The organism is Streptomyces misionensis (assembly GCF_007896895.1).
Taxonomy (GTDB): Bacteria; Actinomycetota; Actinomycetes; order Streptomycetales; family Streptomycetaceae; genus Streptomyces; species Streptomyces misionensis_A.
Genome location: NZ_VOGW01000121.1, coordinates 33,675 through 34,548, shown reverse-complemented (window position 1 = coordinate 34,548; position 874 = coordinate 33,675). Strand labels below are relative to the sequence as shown.

At 76.7% G+C, this 874-nt stretch carries 1 protein-coding gene; it reads left to right on the top strand.

The annotated features are described in order from the left end of the window. Positions 1–650: RDD family protein (locus FRZ03_RS21180; protein WP_146466772.1), on the top strand; the 650-nt coding region annotated here is incomplete at its 5' end. Positions 651–874: the final 224 nt, after the last annotated feature.

The window sequence follows — 874 nt, the reverse complement described above, 5'->3', positions numbered from 1 at the left end:
CGCCCTCTTCCGCCGCCGTGCCCCCGCGGATGCCGCAGCAGGCAGGCGGGCAGGCGTCCTGGGCGCAGCAGGTGCACCAGCTGGCCGGCGGCGCGGACGAGCAGCCCGTGGCGCCGTGGAAGCCGCCGGTGGAGGACCTCTTCCAGGCGGCGGCGCGCCGGCAGGCCGCCGCCCGCCCGGCCGGACTGGGCAAGCGGTTCGCGGCCCGGCTGATCGACAGCGTGGTCGTGGGCGCCGTGACCGCCGCCGCGGCCGTGCCGCTCGGCGTCCGGGCCGTCGACCACATCCGCCAGAAGGTCGACGCGGCCCGGCTGTCGGGGCACGAGGTCACCGTCTGGCTGCTCGACGGCACGACCGGCACCAGCCTCGCCGTCGTCCTCGCCGTGCTGCTGCTGTCCGGCGTGGTCTACGAGGTGCTGCCCACCGTCAAGTGGGGCCGCACCCTCGGCAAGAAGCTGTGCGGCCTGGAGGTCCGGGACATCGAGGCGCACGAGCCCCCGACCTTCGCTCCGGCACTGCGCCGCTGGCTCGTCTACAGCGTCCCCGGGCTGCTGGGCATCGGGGTCGTGGGCGTGCTGTGGTGCCTGTTCGACCGGCCCTGGCACCAGTGCTGGCACGACAAGGCGGCCCACACCTTCGTCGCGGGCTGAGCGGGGCGCCGTCGGGCGCGAAACCGGGGCGGGACCCGGGAGCACCGTCCCCCGTACGGCCGTCCGCCGGATGCGGAGCCGGGGCGTTCGCGATCCACTCGGGCCATGAGCAGCGCACCGCCCCCCGGCTCCGGAGAGCAGCCGCCCGAGGACGACCCGTTCAAGAAGCCGCCCCCGTCGGGCCAGGGCCCGGGCTCACCGTACGACCGCCCGCCGGACGGCGC